The sequence below is a fragment of the Pyxidicoccus sp. MSG2 genome, from assembly GCF_026626705.1.
Classification (GTDB): Bacteria; Myxococcota; Myxococcia; order Myxococcales; family Myxococcaceae; genus Myxococcus.
The window spans coordinates 99316-116743 of the sequence record NZ_JAPNKC010000001.1 but is presented as its reverse complement, the minus strand read 5'-3'; the positions used below and the strand labels follow the sequence as shown (position 1 = coordinate 116743).

At 69.4% G+C, this 17428-nt stretch carries 12 protein-coding genes and 1 pseudogene; 6 read left to right on the top strand and 7 right to left on the bottom strand.

What is annotated here, in order from left to right; translation table 11 throughout:
* Positions 1-28 precede the first annotated feature (28 nt).
* The 4 genes from OV427_RS00415 to OV427_RS00400 form a co-directional block, all read right to left on the bottom strand.
* On the bottom strand, positions 29-1573 hold the full coding sequence (locus OV427_RS00415) for a hypothetical protein (protein WP_267854143.1): 1545 nt from the start codon (positions 1571-1573) through the stop codon (positions 29-31).
* A 202-nt stretch (positions 1574-1775) separates the two neighbouring features.
* On the bottom strand, positions 1776-3620 hold the full coding sequence (gene typA / locus OV427_RS00410; RefSeq protein ID WP_267854142.1) for a translational GTPase TypA: 1845 nt from the start codon (positions 3618-3620) through the stop codon (positions 1776-1778).
* 243 nt (positions 3621-3863) lie between these two features.
* Positions 3864-4838 (bottom strand): alpha/beta fold hydrolase, encoded by a 975-nt coding sequence (locus OV427_RS00405; RefSeq protein WP_267854141.1) that lies wholly within the window; start codon positions 4836-4838, stop codon positions 3864-3866.
* On the bottom strand, positions 4835-6418 hold the full coding sequence (locus OV427_RS00400) for a sigma 54-interacting transcriptional regulator (protein ID WP_267854140.1): 1584 nt from the start codon (positions 6416-6418) through the stop codon (positions 4835-4837). Before OV427_RS00400 ends, OV427_RS00405 begins: the two co-directional genes overlap by 4 nt.
* A 110-nt stretch (positions 6419-6528) precedes the next feature.
* On the opposite strand from OV427_RS00400, the gene OV427_RS00395 reads away from it, so the two are divergent.
* The 5 genes and pseudogenes from OV427_RS00395 to OV427_RS00375 all read left to right on the top strand — a co-directional run bounded on the left by OV427_RS00395 (position 6529) and on the right by OV427_RS00375 (position 11066).
* Positions 6529-7542: a cation diffusion facilitator family transporter gene (locus OV427_RS00395; RefSeq protein ID WP_267854139.1), complete on the top strand. Its 1014-nt coding sequence runs from the start codon at positions 6529-6531 to the stop codon at positions 7540-7542.
* A gap of 130 nt (positions 7543-7672) precedes the next feature.
* Positions 7673-8710 (top strand): hypothetical protein, encoded by a 1038-nt coding sequence (locus OV427_RS00390; RefSeq protein ID WP_267854138.1) that lies wholly within the window; start codon positions 7673-7675, stop codon positions 8708-8710.
* Positions 8711-8737: 27 nt separating this feature from the next.
* Positions 8738-9295: a 16S rRNA (guanine(966)-N(2))-methyltransferase RsmD gene (gene rsmD / locus OV427_RS00385; protein WP_267854137.1), complete on the top strand. Its 558-nt coding sequence runs from the start codon at positions 8738-8740 to the stop codon at positions 9293-9295.
* A 45-nt stretch (positions 9296-9340) separates the two neighbouring features.
* Positions 9341-9826, top strand: a complete 486-nt coding sequence (gene coaD, locus OV427_RS00380; RefSeq protein WP_267854136.1) for a pantetheine-phosphate adenylyltransferase — start codon at positions 9341-9343, stop codon at positions 9824-9826.
* Positions 9827-9963: 137 nt separating this feature from the next.
* Positions 9964-11066, top strand: a pseudogene (locus OV427_RS00375) (pyridoxal phosphate-dependent aminotransferase).
* On the opposite strand, the gene OV427_RS00370 reads toward OV427_RS00375, so the two are convergent.
* Positions 11063-11788, bottom strand: coding sequence for a hypothetical protein (locus OV427_RS00370; RefSeq protein WP_267854135.1), 726 nt, complete (start codon positions 11786-11788; stop codon positions 11063-11065). The pseudogene OV427_RS00375 and the gene OV427_RS00370 overlap by 4 nt on opposite strands.
* A 123-nt stretch (positions 11789-11911) precedes the next feature.
* Between OV427_RS00370 and carB the strand changes: the two genes are divergently transcribed.
* Positions 11912-15178 carry a carbamoyl-phosphate synthase large subunit gene (gene carB, locus OV427_RS00365; protein ID WP_267854134.1) on the top strand — a complete coding sequence of 1089 codons (3267 nt, stop codon included), beginning with the start codon at positions 11912-11914 and terminating at the stop codon, positions 15176-15178.
* A 75-nt stretch (positions 15179-15253) separates the two neighbouring features.
* Here the strand turns inward: carB and OV427_RS00360 are convergent, their stop codons facing one another.
* Both OV427_RS00360 and OV427_RS00355 read right to left on the bottom strand, forming a co-directional pair.
* Positions 15254-16330: an NADH:flavin oxidoreductase gene (locus tag OV427_RS00360; protein WP_267854133.1), complete on the bottom strand. Its 1077-nt coding sequence runs from the start codon at positions 16328-16330 to the stop codon at positions 15254-15256.
* A 35-nt stretch (positions 16331-16365) separates the two neighbouring features.
* Positions 16366-17409 carry a HupE/UreJ family protein gene (locus OV427_RS00355; protein WP_267854132.1) on the bottom strand — a complete coding sequence of 348 codons (1044 nt, stop codon included), beginning with the start codon at positions 17407-17409 and terminating at the stop codon, positions 16366-16368.
* Between the last annotated feature and the right edge of the window lie 19 nt (positions 17410-17428).

The window sequence follows — 17428 nt, the reverse complement described above, 5'->3', positions numbered from 1 at the left end:
ATGGCTACATCGAGGCTCGGAAAATGGCTCAGGCGGCCTTGCGCTCGAAGGAGCCGCGCTCCGTGTAGTCGCGCTTCAGGCCATTCACGGAGACCTCGACACCGGCGCCGCCCGTCTTGGCATCCACGCCGATACCCAGCTCCTTGTCCGAGAAGGTGCCCCAGCTGCCCTTGGTGTCGACCTTCACGCCGTCGAGGGCGTTGCCGAAGTCACCGTGCAGGAGGCGGCCGGCCACCGTCTGGACTTCCTTGCCGCTCAGGCCGCTCAGCTCGAAGTCGCCCTTGACGCCGACGTCGCCCGCGTCGCCGGTCAGCTCGCCCTTGATGGTGGTCTCCGCGGCGCCCGCGAAGGCGGCGGTGGTGGGGCTGGCGGCGAAGGCGGCCCAGTCCCCGACCTTGGCCGAGTCGAGCGGGATCTTCGTCTCCACGGCGATCTTCCCCTTCACCTCGCCAGACACGCCGGAGAAGGCCTGGAGCGAGTCGTTGATGGGGTTGCCCTGGGCATCCGTGCCGGTCTGCTTCCCGAGCTTGCCGAACAGCTCGACGCTGGCCTCGGCCTTGCCGGACACCTCGACCTCGGTGGTGCGGACCAGGGCCTTGGGCTTGCCGTTCTCGAACTCCAGCTTGTAGCTGGACGAGGCCGCCGCGCCGGCGGAGGCACCGGCGGAAGCACCCGCGCCGACCTCGCCGCCGAAGGACGCGTCCACGCTGGCGTCGACGCCGGCCTTGATCTCCACGGACGAGAGGTTCTTCTGCAGGAAGGCCAGGTCATCCGGACGCGGCGCGAGCGCGGCGCCGAGCACCGGATTCGCGGCGGTGGCACCCGCGCCCGCGAGGATGAGCGCGCCCTTCTTGGCGTCCTCGGCGTTGTCGAACTTGTACTCCACCTTGCCGCCCGCGGTGACGTGCGCCGCGGCGCCCGCGCCCAGGCCCACGCCCGCTCCGGCCTCGCCGGAGACGACGTACTTGCCGTCCTTCTCGCGCTTGATCTCGAACTCACCCTTGAGCTCGACGTCCAGCTCCAGGGCCAGGCCGACCTTGCCGCTCAGCTTCATGCTGTCGCCGGGGCCCAGGTCCTTGATCTTCCCGTCCAGGCCGGTGGCCTTGTCGATGCCGTCCAGCGCGGCGTCGTGCACCTTCTGCTGCAGACCGTCGGCGAGCTGGAGGCCTTCCTTGGCCGCGAACTTCACCGCGTCGAAGGCCGCCTTGCCGCCGGCCTGGGCCACGTCACCGACCAGGTCGAGGGTCTTCTTCTTCGCGTCGATGGCCACCTCGGCCGCGCCCAGGGCGAAGCGGCCCCCCGCCTTGGCGGCGGACGTCGCCACATCGGCTCCGGCCTTGAGCAGGTCCACCTGCGCCTGGATGCCCTTGCCCGTGAGGTCGACGGCGGTCTTCGCGCCCGTCTTCGCCACGTCGAAGCCGTCCTTGACGACGTTGGCGCCGGCCTTGCCCACGCTCTTCGCGCCGTTGCCGACGACCTCGACGCCCTTCTTCACGACGTCGACGGGGTTCGGAAGCTTCGGCTTCGGCAGCTCAATCTTGGGGAGGCTGATCTTCGGAAATCCGATTCCCATGGGGCGTGTCCTCGGGGGAGAGGGGGTGGTCCAGACGGACCGCTTCTCCTGACTCCCGGATTATCGAGACTTCCCCGCGCGGGTTGCGGTGTGCGGCTCATTTTCTCTGGGAGTGAGACTCGCCTGCCTCCAGACGCACGAAGGGCCCGCTCCCAGATGGGAACGGGCCCTTGGCGTTACAGCGTGAAGCCTACCGGAGCGACTACTCGCCCGCGGCGCGCTCCTCGCGCTTGCGGTCGCGCTCGGCGCGGTAGCGCTCGCCCACGGCCAGCGCCTTCTTGCGCATGCGCACGGACTTGGGCGTCACCTCGACCAGCTCGTCGTCGGCAATCCACTCGAGCGCCTTCTCCAGCCCCATCTCGCGGGGCGGGGTGAGGATGACGTTCTCGTCGCGGCCGGCGGCGCGGATGTTGGTGAGCTTCTTCTCGCGGCAGCAGTTGACGTTCAGCTCGGAGGGGTGGGCGTGCTCGCCGATGATCATCCCCTCGTACACGGTGGTGCCGGCGCCCACGAAGAGGTACCCGCGCTCCTGGATGCTGAACAGCGCGTAGGGCACGGTGTCGCCGAGGCGGTCGGAGACCATGGCGCCGTTCTGACGCTTCGGGATGTAGCCGAACCACGGCTCGTACCCGTCGAACTGGCTGCTCATGATGCCCTCACCGCGCGTAATCGTGAGGAACTCCGAGCGGAAGCCGATGAGGCCACGGGCGGGGATGCGGAACTGGAGGCGGGTGCGCCCCGAGCCCAGGCTCGCCATGTCCTTCATGCGGCCCTTGCGGGGCCCCAGGCGCTCCGTCACCGCGCCCACGCTGCCCTCTGGCACGTCGCAGAAGAGCAGCTCCATGGGCTCGTGGACGACGCCGTCGATGGTCTTCGTGATCGGCTCCGGGTTGGAGGCCGTCAGCTCGTAGCCCTCGCGGCGCATGTTCTCGATGATGACGGCCAGGGCGAGCTCGCCACGGCCCACCACGCGGAACGCGTCAGGCGTCTCGGTGTCCTCCACGCGGACGGCCACGTTGCGGTAGGACTCGCGGTAGAGGCGCTCACGCAGGTTGCGGGAGGTGACGAACTTGCCCTCCTTGCCCGCGAGCGGCCCGTCGTTGACCTTGAAGATCATCATCATCGTGGGCTCGTCCACGGTGATGCGGGGCAGGGCCACCGGCTTCTCGGGGTCACCGATGGTGTCGCCGATGGAGACTTCCTCGATGCCGGCGATGGAGACGATTTCGCCCGGGCCCGCGTCCGCGATCTCCACGCGCTTGAGGCCGGAGAAGCCGTACAGCTTGACGATCTTGCCAGGCTGGACCTTGCCCCCCTCGCGCACGACTGAGACGGGCATGTTGGGGGTCAGCCGGCCTGCCTGCACGCGGCCCACGGCGAGACGGCCCACATAGTCGTCGTAGTCCAGGTTGGCCACGAGCAGCTGCGGCGTCTTCTCCTCCGAGGCGGGCGGAGGCGGGATGTGGCGGATGATGGCGTCGAACAGCGGCTCCAACGTCTTGCCCGGCACGTCCAGCTGCGTGGAGGCCTGACCCTGACGCGCCACCGTGTAGAGGACGGGCATCTCCAGCTGCTTATCGTCCGCGCCCAGGTCGATATAGAGCGAGTAGACGAGGTCGAGCACCTCGGGCGCGCGAGCGTCCTGGCGGTCGATCTTGTTGATGACGAGCACGGTCTTCAGGCCCATGGCCAGGGCCTTGGTGAGCACGAAGCGCGTCTGGGGCAGGGGACCTTCGGCTGCGTCCACCAGCAGCACGACGCCGTCCACGAGGCGCAGACCGCGCTCCACCTCACCACCGAAGTCGGCGTGACCCGGGGTGTCGATGATGTTGATCTGCATGCCCTTGTAGCTGACCGCGGTGTTCTTCGCGAGAATGGTGATGCCCTTCTCGCGCTCGAGGTCGTTGGAGTCCATCACCCGTTCGGCGACGTGCTCGTTGCTACGGAAGGTGCCCGCCTGCCGCAGCAGGTGATCGACGAGCGTGGTCTTGCCATGGTCAACGTGAGCGACGATGGCGATGTTACGGATGTTTTCGCGAGGAATCATACGGACCGAACTGTGATGAAGGTGGGGGAACGCCCGAAACGCCCGGGGCTTCCGAACCCCACTGGAACCCGGAAGGCGGGCGCTTATATGCCGCGAGTGCGTCTCCTGCAATGAGCGCGGACGCCCACCAGCCGGGCTGCCGGTGTCCGCCCCCTGGAAACGTGGGCTTCGCGCTCCCGACCTTCAACGTCTGAGCAGCGCCATTTCTCCCACACGGGGGCCGTCACCCGGCCGCCACGAAGCTCAGGAGCCGGAGGGGAGAACCGCCGCCGGCCCGGGCGCCGGGGACGGGGCCTGCGCCTCTAGAGGAGCGGGATGCGAGCTGGCGGACGTGCGCACGCCCAGCCGCTCGCGGAGGAAGCGCTCCACCCGTACCTCCACCTGCCCGGGCGCCTCCAGTGGGGCGGTGTGGGTGCCTTCGGGGATGAGCATCAATTCCGCGCCCGGAATCTGGGCGGCCATCTTCCGGGAAATCCACCCGGGGGTGAACCTGTCGCGCTCGCCGGCGATGACGAGCGTGGGTACGTCCACGTGGGCCAGGTGGTCCCAGGCGTTGTGCTCTGACAGCGAGTCCAGGGTGCGCACGAAGACCACGGGGTCCATCCGGGCCAGGTGGTCGAAGTAGGGGGCCAGGTCGTTGCGGGCGATGCGCTCGCGGTTCATCTCCAGGCTGATGGCGAGCTGCACCGTGAGCTCCGTGCGGAGCGCGGCGTGGATGAGGCGCGCGGACTGCTGCGGGTAGCGTTCCACCACCTGCTGGATGACCGGGAACAGGCGCTTGAGGACGGTGGAGTCGTGGAAGGTGTCCAGCGGGTTGCCGTAGCTGCCGCACACCAGGACGAGCCCGCTCACGCGGCTGGCGTAGCGGCGGTGGAACTCCAGCGCCACCTGGACGCCCATGGAGTGGCCGAAGACGACGGCCCGCTCCAGGCCCGCGGCGTCCATGATGCGGCGCAGGTCATCACACGTGTACAGCATGCCGATGCGCGTGCGGTCATCCGGGATTCCGGAGCGGCCATGGCCCCGGTAGTGCCAGCGCAGCACGCGGTGGCGCCGCGCGAGGAAGGGGGACAGGTACTTCCACGCGAAGCCGTCACAGCCCAGGCCGTCGCACAGCACCATGCCCGGCACGCCGTCACCGGTGACCTGGTAGTACAGCTCCGCGCCATCCGGCACGCGCAGCCGGTCCTGGCGGAAGTAGAGCGCCTCGGGGCTCATGCCTCGTTCACCTCGGCCTCGTCTTCGGGCAGGCCCTTGTCCAGGCCGTAGCGCGCGATCTTGAGGATGAGGTTGGAGCGGCTGATGCCCAGCTCGCGCGCCAGCCGGCTCTTGTTGTAGCGGGTGCGCGAGAGGCCCTGTTGAATCATCTCCCGCTCCAACGCCTCCACCGCCTCGTGCAGCTTGCCGTGCGCGCGCGGGGGGATGAACGGGCCGCCGCCGGGCACCACCGCGTCGCGGATGCGGCTGGAGATGATCTCGGCGGGGATGGTCTCCAGATCTCCGCCCAGCACGAGCAGCCGCTCGATTTCATTCTCCAGCTCGCGGATGTTTCCCGGCCACGAGTAGGCCCCGAGGATGGCCAGCGCCTCCGCGGCCAGCCCTCGCGCGCGCTGTCCCTCGCGGTGGTGCTTGCGCAGGAAGTGGTCGATGAGGACGGGCATGTCGTCGCGGCGCTCGCGCAGGGGCGGCAGCTGCAGGCGGATGACGTTGATGCGGTAGAAGAGGTCCTCGCGGAACTCGCCCCGCTTCACCAGCTCGCTCAAGTCCTTGTGGGTGGCGGCGATGACGCGGACGTTGACCTCCTTGAGCTGGGTGCCGCCCACGGGGAGGAACGTCCCCTCCTGCAGCACGCGTAGGAGCTTGACCTGGAGCGCGGGGGACATGTCGCCCACCTCGTCCAGGAAGAAGGTGCCGCCGTCGGCGACCTCGAACAGGCCCTTCTTGTCCCGCAGCGCGCCGGTGAACGAGCCGCGCGTGTGGCCGAAGAGGGCACTCTCCAGGAGGTTGTCGTTGAAGGCGGAGCAGTTCTGCACCACGAAGGGCTGGTCCTTGCGCGGGCCGTTGTGATGGATGGCGCGGGCCACCAGCTCCTTGCCGGTGCCGGACTCGCCGTTGATGAGGACGGTGGAGTCGGAGTTGGCCACCTTCTCCATCAACCGGAAGACCTCCATCATCGGCCCGGAGCGCCCGATGATCTTCTCGAAGCGGTAGCGGTCGCTCAGGTCGGAGGAGAGCGACTGCTGCGGGTCCTCCCGGCGCGCCAGCTCCACCTCGTGGTTGGCGATCTCCGTCACCGCGAACTCGAGCAGGTCGGACAGCTTGCTCAGCTCGGAGCCGTCCATCACGGGCACGCGGTCCTCGGCGCGGTCCAGGTCCGAGTGGGGCGGGGCGAACGGGAGCATCTTCGCCTTGAGCGCCTCCGCGTCGCGCGCGGTGAGGGGCTGGCGGGCGAAGCCCTCGACGAAGAGGAAGCCTTCGTACTCGTTGTTGATGTAGAGCGGGGCGCCGACGATGGTGAAGTTGAGGTGGCAGTCGTGGAAGATTGCGCGGCGCAGCTTCCTTCCCGCCTTGAACTTCTCGTGCAGCACCTTCACCGACTGGCCGCAGCGCCGCAGTCCCTCCTTGGAGGAAAGCGACATGCGGCAGAAGTCATTCGGCGGAGGGACGATTTCGCCGCGCTGCCAGTCGTGCACGACACCGTGCCTGTCCGCCCACGAGAGCTCCAGCTGCCACCACTTGCGGATGACATCTCTCAGCATGATGATGGTGTGCAGGCCCAGGTGCTTCTCGAAGTCCATCCCTACCTCCGTGTGCCCCCTCGCTCGGGGCTGGGGACACCGGGTCGCCGGAACTCGAATCCTCGTCCCTCATACCCCATGAACGGGCTTTATCCGCACCCCTCTCTCCCGTGACTACCTCCACTCACACGCGCGATGGATCCGGGCATGGCCACGAGCATGAGCACGGCGAAGGGCATGACCACTCGCATCACCACCATCATCATGGGCATGGGCACGGTCATGGGCACGGCCCCCGGAAGGGGAGCCTGGCGGAGGAGCGGCGGAAGGACCGGAGCCGGCTCCTCTTCGCGCTGATTCTCACGGCCACCATCGCCCTGGCGGAGGCGGTGGGAGGCTGGCTGACGAACTCGCTGGCCCTCATGTCCGACGCGGGCCACATGCTGACGGACGTGTCCGCGTTGGGCCTGAGCCTGGTGGCCCTCTGGTTCGCGGGCAAGCCGGCGGACGTGAAGAAGACGTACGGCTACTACCGGATGGAGATCCTCAGCGCGCTGCTCAACGGCGTCATGCTGCTGGCCATCACCGTCTTCATCCTGGTGGAGGCGTACGAGCGCTTCCGCGCCCCGGCGCCGGTGGACCTGAAGCCCATGGCGCTGGTGGCCACGGTGGGCCTGCTGGCGAACCTGGGCGCGCTGGGCTTCCTGCACCGCACGCACTCCATGAACGTGCGGGGCGCGTTCCTCCACGTGCTGGGGGACACGCTCTCGTCGGTGGGCGTGCTCATCGGCGCGGGCATCATGTGGTTCACCGGCTGGTACGTGGTGGACCCCATCATCTCGGTGGTCATCTCCGTGGTCATCGTGGTGGGCGCGGTGCGGCTGGTTCGCGACGCGGTGGATGTGCTGATGGAGGCGGTGCCCGCGCACGTGGACATGGCCCACATCCGGGACATCATGCTGAAGGTGAACGGCGTGACGGCCGTTCACGACTTGCACGTGTGGACCATCTCCAGCGGCGTCTACGCGCTGTCGGCGCACCTCGTGGTGCAGGACCCCATGGTCTGCAACAACGACGAGATTCTCTCGGCGGTGAAGCACGACCTGTACGACCGGTTCGGCATCGACCACACCACCATCCAGATCGAGAGCGAGACCTACGCCCATATGGGCGAGGTCCACTGAGGCTCCGTCCCCCCGGTCGCCAGGGACACCGGCCGTGGCCGCCCTTCCGGGCAGGCGCCCGTAGCGGAACGGACGCTCCCGGCCGGTTCGCCTTGCACCGGTGGTACGGGCGGACAATCCTCCGCGGCCCATGAGCGTGCTGGACAAGGTGCTGTCGTTGCGGCCGGGGAACACGGTGGCCCGGGTGGGCGCCGGCTCGCGCATTCCGCTGCTGAACCCGCGTGAGCTGCTGCGCGCCCTGGTGCGCGAGCCGGTGGCGCTGCCATGCCTGCCAGTGCAGGCGAAGGGGGCGCTGCCGGGCCTGCTGCGCGCCGCGCGAGCGGAGGACGCGGTGCTGGGGCTGGCGTGCCCGCACCCGCTGGCGGACCGGGGCGCGGCGGAGCGCTTCGTCGCGGCCGTGCACGAGGCGGCGGTGGAGGCCGAGCACTCGCGGCCCCTCTTCCTCCAGGCCGGCCCGGTGCGCATCTCCCGCGTGGATGGGGACGCGCTGGGGCCGCTTCAAGAGGGCCTGTTCCGCGTGGTGGACGCGGGCTTCACGCTGGTGTCGTTGGACCTGTCCCGCCTGGACTCCTACGCGGCCGTGGAGGCGCTGAACGTGCTGGCGGGCCCGGTGTCGGAGCGGGAATTGTCGCTGGAGCTGACGGCCCCGGCCGCCTCCAGCGCGGACCCGCTGGACGCGTACCGGACGCTGCTGGAGGGGCTGCGGCAGTGGAAGGTGCCGGTGCGTTTCGTCCGCGTGACGGAAGCCGCGCTGGGTGAGGGCGAGCCGGACGTGGCGCTGTTGCGGCGGCTGGTGGACCTGGCCGCGGACTACGACGCGGTGGTGACGGTGGGGGAGGTCGTCGCCGGCATCCCGCACGCGCTGCCCACCTATGTCGCGGCCGGAGTGCGCAAGGTGGACTGCGTGGGCGCCTTCGAGCGGCTCGCCCTGGGCGCCTGGCCTCCGGAGGTCCGGGCCAGCGTGGAGGAGAAGGCCGTGGCCGCCGGGCTGCCCCCGGGGGAGCTGCTCAGCGTCCTGGAGGAGCAACTGCCTCCGCTGACGCAGCTCGCACGGGACAGGCTGGAGGCGCTGTCCTTCGCGGAGGCGGCGGAGGTGGTCTCCGCCCTGGGCGCCACACGTTCGGGCGGGACGTCCATGCGCTTCCTGGCGCAGAACCGGGGCGATTAGCCCCGGGCCGGTGTAGAAGCCTTCCCCATGCGAATCGTGGCAGGGACCGCGAAGGGCCGCGCGCTGGCCGGCCCCAAGCCGACGTCGATGCACATCCGTCCCACGGCGGACCGCGTCCGGGAGACCATCTTCAACATGCTGGGCCAGTTCCTGGACGGCCAGGCCGTGCTGGACCTCTACGCCGGCACCGGGGCGCTGGGGCTGGAGGCCGTGTCGCGCGGCGCCGGGCGGGCGGTGCTGGTGGACCAGGACCGAGAGGCCCAGGCCCTCTGCCGCGAGAACACGGACCACCTGGGCTTCACCTCCCAGGTGGAGCTGCTCGCGCAGCCGGCGTCCCGGGCGCTGGAGACGCTGAAGAAGCGCGGGGAGCGCTTCGAGCTCATCTTCGCGGACCCGCCCTACGCGGCGCGGGTGGTGGAGACGGTGCTGGACGGGGTGGTGGGCGCAGGGGTGCTGGCGCCCGCCGGCATGGTGGTGGTGGAGCACGACAAGCGGGAGGCCGCGCCGGAGGCCCATGGCGGGCTTACCCGGGAAGACCAGCGCCGCTTCGGGGACACCCTGGTGAGCTTCTACCGGGCGCCCTGACCATTCCTTGACCGGCCCGATGGGGCGTCCGACACTCTCTGTTGCATGCCGGTCGCCATCTATCCTGGTTCGTTCGATCCGCTCACCAACGGGCACCTGAGTCTCATCCAGCGCAGCCTGAAGATGTTCGATCGGCTCATCGTGGCCATCGCGGTGAACCCGAAGAAGACACCCCTCTTCACCGAGGACGAGCGCCGTCAGCTCATCCAGGACGCGTGCGGCAATGACCCGCGCGTGGAGGTGGACGCCTTCCACGGGCTGCTGGTGGACTACGTGCGGCGGCGCAACGCGGGCGTCATCATCCGCGGCCTGCGGGCAGTGTCCGACTTCGAATACGAGTTCCAGCTCGCCAACATGAACCGGAAGCTGGCGCCCGACATCGAGACCGTCTTCATGATGACGGGTGAGGACTACTTCTACATCTCCTCGCAGCTCGTCCGGGAGGTGGCCTCCTTCGGCGGCGACGTGACGGGGCTCGTCCCGGACAATGTGCATCAGAAGCTGAAGGCGAAGTTCGCCGGCAAGACGTAGCCCCTCTCTCCACTTGTGGGGCCGGGCGCTCCCGCGCTACGCAGAAGGGCATGAAACTCGCCCGCCGGCTCCAGGCCATCAAGCCGTCTCCCACGCTCGCTCTCAACTCGCGCGCCAAGGCGCTCGCCGCCCAGGGCGTGGACGTGGTGGTGCTGGCGGCCGGAGAGCCTGACTTCGACACGCCCGACTACGTGAAGCAGGCCGCGGTGGACGCCATCCGCGCGGGCTTCACCAAGTACACCGCCACCAACGGCATCCCCGAGCTGCGCGAGGCCGTCTGCCGCAAGCTCGAGCGCGACAACGGCCTGCGCTACACGCCGGAGCAGGTGCTGGTGACGTCCGGTGGCAAGCAGGCGCTCTACAACTTCTGCCAGGCGGTGCTGGACGAGGGCGACGAGGTCATCATCTTCGCGCCCTACTGGGTCAGCTACCCGACATGGTGCGACTGGCGGGCGCCACCCCCGTCATCGTCCCCACGCGCGAGGAGGACGGCTTCGCGCCGGACCCGGACGCCATCCGCCGCGCGCTCACCCCGCGCACGCGCGCCGTCATCATCAACAGCCCGGGCAACCCCACCGGCGCCGTGTACTCGCGCGCCGCGCTCCAGGGCATCGCCGACGTGCTGCGCCCCCACGACTGCTACATCATCTCGGACGACATCTACGAGAAGCTCCTCTACACCGACGAGCGCCTGGGCATCAGCGACGTGGCCCCGGACCTGGTGCCCCGGCTGGTGGTCACCAACGCCCTCAGCAAGTCCCACGCGATGACGGGCTGGCGCATGGGCTACGTGGCGGGGCCCCGGCCGCTGGTGGCCGCCATGCAGCTGGTGCAGGACCAGTCCACGTCCAACGCCTCGTCCATCGGCCAGAAGGCGGCGCTCGCCGCGCTCAACGGGCCGTCGGACACCGTCGCCGCCATGGCCGCGGAGTACCGAGTGCGCAGGGACATGTTCGTCGGCGGCCTCAACGCGCTGGACGGCATCAAGTGCCGCATGCCGGAGGGCGCCTTCTACGCGTTCGCGGACGTGCGCGGCCTGTATGGCCGCGACTTCAAGGGCAAGCCGGTGACGGGCTCCATGCAGCTGTCGGAAATCCTCCTCGACGAGTTCCGCGTCGCCGCCGTGCCGGGAGACCCGTTCGGCGCCGAGGGCTACATCCGCATGAGCTTCGCCACCTCGCGCGAAGTCCTGCAGAAGGGGCTGGGGCGGCTGGGCGAGCTGGTCCAGGCCCTGCGCTAGTCCGTGTACGCGAAGGCGCGGAACTCGTCGCGGTAGGGGCGGTAGATGAAGACGGCGGGGTGGCCGGAGAGGTTGCCCACCGCGAACCAGAGGTCCTTCTCCGCGCGCAAATCCAGCCCCAGCCGCGCGGGGGCCTTGCCGTACTTATTCTCCATCTCCACGAGCGGCAGCACCTCGATGTCGTAGAGCGTGATGAGGTCCGTGCGCTTGAGCCGGAGCTGCTTCACCCACGCCATCACCAGCTCCTCCGGGGTGGCGTAGCGCTTGTCCTCGAGCTGGAACGGGTAGAACAGCTCGTTGGCGGTGCTCCGGACGTCACCGGTAATCAGGCTCTGGAAGAGAAAGCGGGAGTCCTCCTGGATGTCCCGGCGGATTCGCTCCTCGCGGGGGAGCTCGGGGAAGGGCGTCTCGTCCATGGGCCGCTTGGGCAGGTCCGGCGGGAGGTCAAGCGAGGGGCCGCCAGGCGCCATGGGTGTGGGAGCCGGCTTCGTGGGAGCCGGCTTCGTGGGAGCTGGTGCCGCGGGCGTGGGCGCCGTGGGCGTGGGCACCGCGGGCGTGGGCGTCGTGGGCACCGCGGGCGTGGGCGTGGGCGTCGCGGGCGCCGCCGACGCGGGAGCGGGAGCGGGAGCCTGCTCCGTGGGCGCGGGCGTGGGAGTCTCGGGAGCCTGGGCGAGGGCAGGGGACGCGAGGGAGAAGAACAGGGCCAGGAGCCTGCGGCGCATGGAACCTCCGAAAGGGGGCGGAGCGTAGCAGACGGCGCCGGACGGGTCCGGAGTCCATGCGAGCGGACAGCCGCGAATACAGTCCGTGCATGTCGCGGCGGAGGTTGGTATGGGGGCGGCCCGATGCCTAAACGTACCGATATCCGCAAGGTTCTGGTGATTGGCTCGGGCCCGATTGTCATCGGGCAGGCCGTCGAGTTCGACTACTCCGGTACTCAAGCCATCAAGGCGCTCCGGGACGAAGGCGTGGAGGTGGTGCTGCTCAACAGCAACCCCGCCACGGTGATGACGGACCCCGAGTTCGCCCACCGCACGTACATCGAACCCATCACCGTGGACGCGGCGGAGCGCATCCTCGCCGCCGAGCGGCCCGACTCGCTCCTGCCGACGATGGGCGGCCAGACGGCGCTCAACCTGGCCAAGGCGCTGGCGGAGCAGGGCATCCTCGAGAAGTACAACGTGCGCTTGATTGGTGCCTCGCTCGAGGCCATCAACAAGGCCGAGGACCGCCAGCTCTTCAAGGCCGCCATGCAGAAGATTGGCGTCGCGCTGCCCAAGAGTGGCTACGCGACGACGCTGGCCCAGGCCATGGCGCTGGTGGAGGAGATTGGCTTCCCCTCCATCATCCGCCCCTCCTTCACGCTCGGCGGCACCGGCGGCGGCATCGCCTACAACCGCGACGAGTTCGAGGCCATCTGCCGCTCCGGCCTCAAGGCGAGCCCCACCTCCACCATCCTCGTCGAGGAGAGCGTGCTCGGCTGGAAGGAGTACGAGCTGGAGGTGGTCCGGGACACGGCGGACAACGTCATCATCGTCTGCTCCATCGAGAACCTGGACCCCATGGGCGTGCACACCGGTGACTCCATCACCGTGGCTCCCGCGCAGACGCTGACGGACCGCGAGTACCAGCGCATGCGGCAGGCGTCGCTGGCCATCATCCGAGAGATTGGCGTCGATACCGGTGGCTCCAACATCCAGTTCGGCATCCACCCGGACGACGGCCGCATGGTCGTCATCGAGATGAACCCGCGCGTGTCGCGCTCCAGCGCGCTGGCGTCGAAGGCGACGGGCTACCCCATCGCCAAGGTCGCCGCGAAGCTGGCGCTGGGCTACACGCTGGACGAACTGCGCAACGACATCACCCGCGACACGCCGGCCTCCTTCGAGCCGACGCTGGACTACGTGGTCGTCAAGGTCCCGCGCTTCAACTTCGAGAAGTTCCCCCACGCGGACCGGACCCTGACGACGAGCATGCGCTCGGTGGGCGAGGTGATGGCCATCGGCCGCACCTTCCCCGAGGCGTACATGAAGGCCCTGCGCTCCATGGAGCTGGGCCGCGTGGGGCTGGAGTCGCCGGACCTGCCCTCGGAGAAGGAGGAGCGCGAGAAGGTGCTGCGCGAGGCCCTGCGCGTGCCGCGCCCGGAGCGCCCGTGGTTCGTGGCGCAGGCGTTCCGCGAGGGGATGACGGTGGAGGGCGTGCACGCGCTCTCCAACATCGACCCGTGGTTCCTGCGCTACATCGAGATGCTGGTGCGCGAGGCGCAGTCCATCCAGGAGTGCGGCCGGTTGGACCAGCTCCCGGACGAGCAGCTGCGCCAGGCGAAGTCGCACGGCTTCTCCGACAAGTACCTGGGCAGGCTGCTCGGCTACCCGGAGGAGGAGGTGCGCGCGCACCGGCACTCGCGCAACATCCGTCCCGTCTTCAAGCGGGTGGACACCTGCGCCGCCGAGTTCGAGGCGTACACGCCCTACCTGTACTCCACCTACGAGGAGGAGGACGAGGCGCCTCCGACGGACCGGCAGAAGGTCCTCATCCTCGGCAGCGGCCCCATCCGCATCGGCCAGGGCATCGAGTTCGACTACGCGTGCGTGCACGCGGCCTTCGCGCTGCGCGAGGCCGGGTACGAGACGGTGATGGTCAACTGCAACCCGGAGACGGTGTCCACGGACTACGACACGTCCGACCGCCTCTACTTCGAGCCGCTGACGATTGAGGACGTGCTCGAGGTGTCGCAGCGCGAGAAGCCCGTGGGCGCGATCGTCCAGTTCGGCGGCCAGACGCCGCTGCGCCTGTCGGTGCCGCTGGAGAAGGCCGGCCTGCCGATCCTGGGCACGTCGCCGGACGCCATCGACCGGGCGGAGGACCGCGAGCGGTTCTCCAAGCTCATCGAGAAGCTGGGCCTGACGCAGCCGGAGAACGGGGTGGCGCGCAGCCACGCCGAGGCCTTCAAGGTCGCCGAGCGCATCGGCTACCCCGTCATGGTGCGCCCCTCGTACGTGCTGGGCGGCCGGGCGATGGAGACGGTCTACGACCAGTCCAGCCTGGAGCGGTACATGCGCGAGGCGGTGAGCGCGTCGCCGGAGCACCCGGTGCTCATCGACCGCTTCCTGAAGGATGCCATCGAGGTGGACCTGGACCTGGTGGCGGACCGCACGGGCGCGGTGATGATTGGCGGGGTGCTGGAGCACATCCAGGAGGCGGGTGTGCACTCGGGTGACGCGGCGGCGACGCTGCCGCCGCACTCGCTGCCGCCGGACCTGGTGGAGCGGATGAAGGACCAGGGGATTGCCCTCGCTCGCGAGCTGGGCGTGGTCGGCCTGATGAACGTGCAGTTCGCCATCCAGGGGAAGACCATCTACATCCTGGAGGTGAATCCGCGCGCGAGCCGCACGGTGCCGTTCATCTCGAAGGCCACGGGCGTGGCGATGGCGAAGATTGCGGCGCTGTGCATGGTGGGCAAGACGCTGCAGGAGCTGGGCGCGACGCACGAGCCCGAGTTCAAGCACGTGGCGGTGAAGGAGAGCGTGTTCCCCTTCGCGCGCTTCGCGGGCGTAGACGTCATCCTCGGGCCGGAGATGAAGTCGACGGGCGAGGTGATGGGACTGGCGGACGACTACGCGTCGGCCTTCGCCAAGAGCCAGCTCGCCGCCGGAGTGCGCCTGCCGAAGAGCGGCAAGGTGTTCATCTCCGTGAAGGACGACGACAAGCCCGCGGTGGTGGACCTGGCGCGGCGGCTGCGGAACATGGGCTTCTCGCTCATCGTCACCGCGGGCACGAGCAAGTACCTGTCGACGAAGGGCATCGAAGCGCAGGTGGTGCAGAAGGTGAAGGAGGGCCGGCCGAACATCGTCGACAAGATTGTCGACGGGGAAATCGTGCTGGTCATCAACACCACCTTCGGCAAGCAGGAGATTTCCGACAGCTTCTCCATCCGCCGCGAGGCGCTGATGCACTCGGTGCCGTACTACACGACGGTGCAGGCGGCGCGCATGGCGGTGGGCGCGCTGGAGGCGCTCAAGCGCACGGACCTGTCCGTGAAGCCGCTCCAGGAGTACCTGGGCATCACCGGCGGCAAGGTGACGGGCGCGGCCAAGGGTGGGAAGCGGTAGCGACGCTCAGCCGGTGAAGTGACGCGCGCGGCCCCGCTCCTACTGGGAGTGGGGCCGCATGCGTTTGGGGCGCCTCTACGCGGCGACGAAGTTCTTCCACTGCCGCAGGTAGTTGACGAAGCCTTCCGAGAGGCCCTCGCCCCGGAGCGTCTCGGGAGCGACGGGGACGCGGTTGAGTGCGTCTCCCCGGCGGACGCGCTCGGGCCAGTCGTGGTTGGCGATGGCGGAGCGGCCAAGCGCGACGGCGTCCGCGCCGAGGGCAAGCTGGGCTTCCGCCTCCTCGCGCGTCCAGATGGCGCCGGCGACGACGATGCGGACGTGGGCGGGGACGGCCGCGCGGAAGAGGGAGATGGCGTGAGCCTCCGGGCGCTTCTTCGTGTTGAGGGCGGAGCGCCAGAGGGACAGGTGGAGGACCTCCATGCCGTCGTCCGCGAGCATGCGGGCGACGTCGAGCGTCTCGTCCAGGTCCAGCCCCTTCGCCTGGCCGAAGTCCTCGGGAGACAGGCGGACGGCGAGGACGAGGGAGGGCGCGGCGCGGCGGACGGCGCGCACGGTTTCGCGGATGAGGCGCGAGCGGTTTTCCAGTGAGCCGCCCCACGCGTCGGTGCGCTGGTTGTAGACGGTGCTGAGGAACTGGGAGAGCAGGTAGCCGTGGGCGCCGTGGAGCTCGACGGAGTCGAAGCCCGCGGTGGCGCAGCGGCGGGCGGCGTGGGCGAAGGCGGAGATGGCGCCCTGGATGTCGGCCTCGGTGCCGGCGCGGCAGGTGGCTCCGTCCTCGGTGTGCGCGCTGGCGCTCCACTTCTCGATGCCGCTGACGGCGGGGTCCGCGCGGAGTCCGCCGTGGAAGAGCTGGGAGGAGACGAGCGCGCCGCCCGCGTGCAAACGCGCGGCGAGCCGGGTGAGGCCGGGCAGCATGGCGTCATCGTGGACGCCCAGCTCGCCGGGCCAGGCCTTGCCGTCCTGCGCGACGTGGGCCGCGCAGGTCTCGATGAGGCCGAAGCCCCCGTCGGCGCGACTGGCGAGGAAGTGCAGCTCGTCGTCGGACAGCGTGCCGTCGGCGTGGCTCTGCATGTTCGTCAGCGGCGCGAGCCAGATGCGGTTGCGGGCGGTGACGTTCTTCCGGAGCTCGAGGGGGGTGAACAGCCCTGTCATGTCGTCGTTTCCTGGCGAGCGGTGAGGGCTCCGGGTCATGCGCCCCCGGAGAAGGAGGGAAGGACGGCCCTCTGCCAGAGCCAATAGAGCGCGACCCCGATGGACGCAACGGAAAGCACCAGCTCCACCCGGAAGGCGAAGCGGCTGCGTCGCAGCAGGAGGAGCAGGGGGAGTGCGAGCAGGACGAGCGTGGCCTGCCCCAGCTCGACTCCCATGTTGAACCCGAACAGCGCCGCGGTCAGCTCCGAGCGCGACAGCTCGAGCTCGGCGAGGGCCGAGGCGAAGCCGAAGCCGTGGATGAGCCCGAAGCCGAAGGCGAGCATCCAGCGCTTGTCACCCTTCATGCCGAACAGGTTGAGGACGGCCACGACGATGATGGACAGCGCGATGGCGCTCTCCACCCACTGTGACGGCAGGGACACCACCGCCAGGGCCGCGAGCCCCAGGGTGATGGAGTGGGCCACCGTGAAGGAGGTGACCACCAGGAGCAGCCTGCGCAGGGACGCGCCCGCCAGGAGCAGGCCCAGCAGGAAGACCAGGTGGTCGTAGCCCGTGAAGATGTGCTCGACGCCCATCCGGATGAAGCCGAGGAAGCCGTGCTCCTCCGTCTGTCCCTGGCGCGCCAGGGTGATGTCGGGGTGCGCGGCGTCGGCGACCTGGCGGCTGGACTCTCCATCGATGTCGGCGAGGACGATGAGGCTCTGGCCCTCGCCCTTGACGCGCTGGAGGAAGCCGAAGCGCTGCTTCAGGGGACCCCGGGCGGGGCAGGTTGCCGCCGTCGACAGTCGGAAGTTGCCGTCACCCGGCTCGAGGTCCACGGGAAGCAGCTCGCACGGCGCATCTCCCGCTGACAAGTCCGAGGCCCCGAGGGTCGCCGAGAAGAGCGCCGCCATCAGCTCCTCGGGAGGAAGGCGGGCCCCGTCAGGCCCGAGCAGCTCTTCGACCGAGTCCTTTCGAATCGTCAGCAGTTGCAGGACGCGGTCCTGCTCGACCTGAACGGTCAGCGTCGACATGTCGAGCGGATGGCCGGAGGCCGGCGCCGCGAGCGCGAGAAGGACGACCACCAGGAACGGGCGCATGCGCCAGCACGAATACCCA

What these genes read in the sequence shown, in the direction of transcription:
- OV427_RS00415 (WP_267854143.1), bottom strand. Translation starts at nt 1,573, where the DNA reads ATGGGAATCGGATTTCCGAAGATCAGCCTCCCCAAGATTGAGCTGCCG.
- typA (WP_267854142.1), bottom strand. Translation starts at nt 3,620, where the DNA reads ATGATTCCTCGCGAAAACATCCGTAACATCGCCATCGTCGCTCACGTT.
- OV427_RS00405 (WP_267854141.1), bottom strand. Translation starts at nt 4,838, where the DNA reads ATGAGCCCCGAGGCGCTCTACTTCCGCCAGGACCGGCTGCGCGTGCCG.
- OV427_RS00400 (WP_267854140.1), bottom strand. Translation starts at nt 6,418, where the DNA reads ATGGACTTCGAGAAGCACCTGGGCCTGCACACCATCATCATGCTGAGA.
- OV427_RS00390 (WP_267854138.1), top strand. Translation starts at nt 7,673, where the DNA reads ATGAGCGTGCTGGACAAGGTGCTGTCGTTGCGGCCGGGGAACACGGTG.
- rsmD (WP_267854137.1), top strand. Translation starts at nt 8,738, where the DNA reads ATGCGAATCGTGGCAGGGACCGCGAAGGGCCGCGCGCTGGCCGGCCCC.
- coaD (WP_267854136.1), top strand. Translation starts at nt 9,341, where the DNA reads ATGCCGGTCGCCATCTATCCTGGTTCGTTCGATCCGCTCACCAACGGG.
- OV427_RS00370 (WP_267854135.1), bottom strand. Translation starts at nt 11,788, where the DNA reads ATGCGCCGCAGGCTCCTGGCCCTGTTCTTCTCCCTCGCGTCCCCTGCC.
- carB (WP_267854134.1), top strand. Translation starts at nt 11,912, where the DNA reads ATGCCTAAACGTACCGATATCCGCAAGGTTCTGGTGATTGGCTCGGGC.
- OV427_RS00360 (WP_267854133.1), bottom strand. Translation starts at nt 16,330, where the DNA reads ATGACAGGGCTGTTCACCCCCCTCGAGCTCCGGAAGAACGTCACCGCC.
- OV427_RS00355 (WP_267854132.1), bottom strand. Translation starts at nt 17,409, where the DNA reads ATGCGCCCGTTCCTGGTGGTCGTCCTTCTCGCGCTCGCGGCGCCGGCC.